The following is a 3,058-nucleotide window of genomic DNA, read 5'->3' as shown; positions in this document are numbered from 1 at the left end:
AACAATGACGCTGACGTTTCATAAACGCAAACATCGCAAGTCCGACACCGGGCCTGTGTTCGGCGGGAATGAGTAGAATACGTGATCGCACTTACGTCGTGCATCACTATCTGGATCAACTTCCGTCCCAGCCCCCCAAGCTATCCGCCTAAGGCGAAGTGGAACTTCCCTTATCAAATGAGAGTCACCCTATGGATCACGACAGCGATTCATCTGGACACACCAATTAGGCACGCCTGACCCCAGATTCAGATTTGTGCACCCAATTCTAGCCAAAGATATTTACAATTTTTCAGGCTCGAATTTAAGCGTTACAAACCCAGCTCTCGATGCACTATTTTCAAATACGTCTCATTCACGTAGCGGCCGGGGCGGGGTAAGGAAGAAACGCCCTTTTCTCTCTGTGCCCAGATCTTGATTTGCGTCTCCACGCCTTCGATATCGATCTCCCCCTTTAAAGGCCAGGCCTTGCTCCGGGCATACTCTTCCCAACCGGCCTCGGCGTAGCGCCTTTCCAGATTCAGCTCGGAACTGATCAATGAGACGGCCTCCTCTCTGCGTTGGTGCAGCCACTGAAAAGAGCGGACGAGGGCGCGCAGGACTCTGTGAACCGTATCGACGTTATCCCGAGCCCAGCTCTTCTTAACGACGAGAGCCGAGTGCTGATAATGGGTCACGAACTCGAAGACGTCGCCGATCTTACTGAAACCAAGATCCAGAGCTTTAAAGCTCAGCGGCGCAGCAAGGATTACCGCGTCCACCCTGCCGCTCTCCAGCGCAGTAAAGCGCTCGGGCGTTCCGCCGACCGATAAGAGCACAACGTCGCGCGGATAATGGAGACCATTCTTTTCCAACATAAGGCGCAAAAGACTGGTGGCTCCGGAGGTGAGGCTCGAAACCCCGATGGTAGCGCCTTTAAGGTCTTTGAAGCTGCGGAATTTTTTCCCCGCAACGAGCGTATAGGTCGCCCCGTTAATAATGCCGCCCACGACCTCCATGTCCTGCGCCCCCTTTTCATAAGCACCAATCATGGTATCGATGGAGGTCGCATCGAAATGGGTGGAGCCGCCGATCAAGGCCTGGATGCCGGTGGTCGAAGATTTTAGGATTGGGATATCCACGTTGAGACCCTCCGCGGCAAAAAAGCCTTTTCTCTTAGCCACCCACGGCCCCATGTACCCAACGGTCTTGGAGGTGGCTCCGAGAATCAGGTATTTCCCCTCTCCGCCTTTGGCGAATTGCGCCAAAGCCGGCTGTGTCAAAAGACAGAAAAGAAATACAAAAGATAAGAAACGAAAATTGATTTTTTTCATGTTTCCTCCCCGTACGATCCTAATCCAGCCGGTTTTCTGTCTGAGCATCCAACATTGGGGGAACCTATTTTTGCAGCCTCTCGGAACCCGAGCTATATTCTTGCGTTACCGCTCGTTACCGGGAATCTGCTCCTGCCATGCTCTCTAAAAGTGAAAAGCATTCTAAGTGATTTGCCAGCTGGCTGACAAGGGGGGGACACGGGAAAAACGTCTCCTGTTGTGGCAAAGTAATTCTATCAGGCTTAATGGCAACGTAATTATGTCAGGGTGTGGGGCGGAACGTACACAGCGCCGGGACGCCGAGAAGCTGATGTGGATGATTTTGACGCAGAAAGTGATGCGCTAAGGCCGGGAACCAGTGTCTCTTGGGCGGAAAATCCAAAAGACCTCATAGCGTGATCCAAACCGTGTGTCCTGGCGGCCAGATTGTAAAGAGTGTCAGGCCACACCCCAATTCCGCAGACCTTCTCGTGTTTTCGCAATTGCGAAAAGACGAAACAATGACGCTAAGGAAGAAGCTCGGTGCCGGGCGTTAGCAGGAAGCTTAATCCAGTGGGGCAATGACGATGAGTCGATTATCAAAGAATCAAAGCGGGACACGAAATCCTTGGGGGGAAAATTCTAAATGTCCTCACACATAGCGTGGTCCAACCGGTGTGCCCGAGCGACCAGATCGTAAAGAGTGTTATGCCAGACCCCGTCTCCCCTGACGCCCATCCCACATAGCGTGGTCCGACCCGTGTGACGTATCGAATTCGATGAAGACAGATTGTAAAGATTGTTATGCCAGGCCCCGGCGACGGACGCGAGTGTTTTCGTGTTTTCGCAATTGCGAAAACACGAAAACATGATCATGTTGTAGCAAAGTGAATCTGTCAGGGGTTGACGCAGAAGCCTGAATATCCAAGAGGGTGAGCGCAGGTCGCGGAGTGGCCGGAACGACCACGCTGCGGAAACTCGGTGAAGCCGACGCGGATGATTTGGCGGTGAAAGTGACACGCTAAGGCTGGGAACGAGTGTCCCTTAGGCGAAAAACTCTAGACAAACATACTTGAATTTTACGGCCGACAAGAAAATAGGAAAAGATTGTTTCTCGCGCAAAGAACGCAAAGGACACCAAGTTCATCAAGAGGATGAAAAGAACCGGGTCGGACCGGCGCAATCTATGGATCGGACGGATTAAGTGAACGGAATTGGGATGGCTGCCGGCGATTAGCGGCGGCTTTTCAACGGCGAAACATGACAGTGCTTCACCGATCTTGGGCAGTAAACCCAGGTAGTGATGCGCCGCCATCAGTTGGCGATGACGTTGTTCTTCGCTCTGCTCAACCGAGCGCATTCGGAGTTCTTCGAGGCTCGAAACCGATTGTTTTGGCATCGTGTAACCGAAATCGCTTATACATCATCCGCGGGTGGAAGTTCAGAACTCTTTGTAGATCCTTAACAGAGTTGAAATTCTTGGCCAGCACAAATTCACCCTGGGCTAGGTAATGACTCGGTTCGCCTTTTCATAAAATTTTTGCTATGAGCATTTTTGAATGGGACAAACCGGAGGTGACCTATGAAACTGTCCTTCCTATCCTGTAAGCCCCGAAAGGGATTAGGGGCTGAAGGCGTCGTTCTACTCTCGTTGCTATCTCTACCCGTCGTCTTGTGCCAGAGCTCGGTGTATGCTCAGGAGCCGTTCTACAAAGGCAAATCCATTAAAATTGTTGTGGGCTTTAGTCCGGGCGGCTTTTATGACC

Annotated in this window: 3 protein-coding genes; 1 reads left to right on the top strand and 2 read right to left on the bottom strand. The window is 51.8% G+C overall.

The features are described 5' to 3' along the window. Nucleotides 1-311: 311 nt before the first annotated feature. Entirely contained in the window at nt 312-1,313 is a 1,002-nt protein-coding gene (locus tag VI895_04730) for an ABC transporter substrate-binding protein (GenBank protein HLG19107.1), read from the bottom strand. Nucleotides 1,314-2,313: 1,000 nt separating this feature from the next. After that, nucleotides 2,314-2,691, bottom strand: coding sequence for a hypothetical protein (locus tag VI895_04725; protein HLG19106.1), 378 nt, complete (start codon nt 2,689-2,691; stop codon nt 2,314-2,316). 183 nt (nt 2,692-2,874) lie between these two features. Here VI895_04725 and VI895_04720 point away from each other — a divergent pair. After that, the coding region (locus VI895_04720; GenBank protein ID HLG19105.1) for a hypothetical protein at nt 2,875-3,058 on the top strand (184 nt) is incomplete at its 3' end.

The organism is Bdellovibrionota bacterium, from assembly GCA_035292885.1.
Classification (GTDB): Bacteria; Bdellovibrionota_G; JALEGL01; order JALEGL01; family DATDPG01; genus DATDPG01.
Note: the sequence above shows the minus strand (reverse complement) of the source record. Positions and strands in the feature narration are given on the sequence as shown.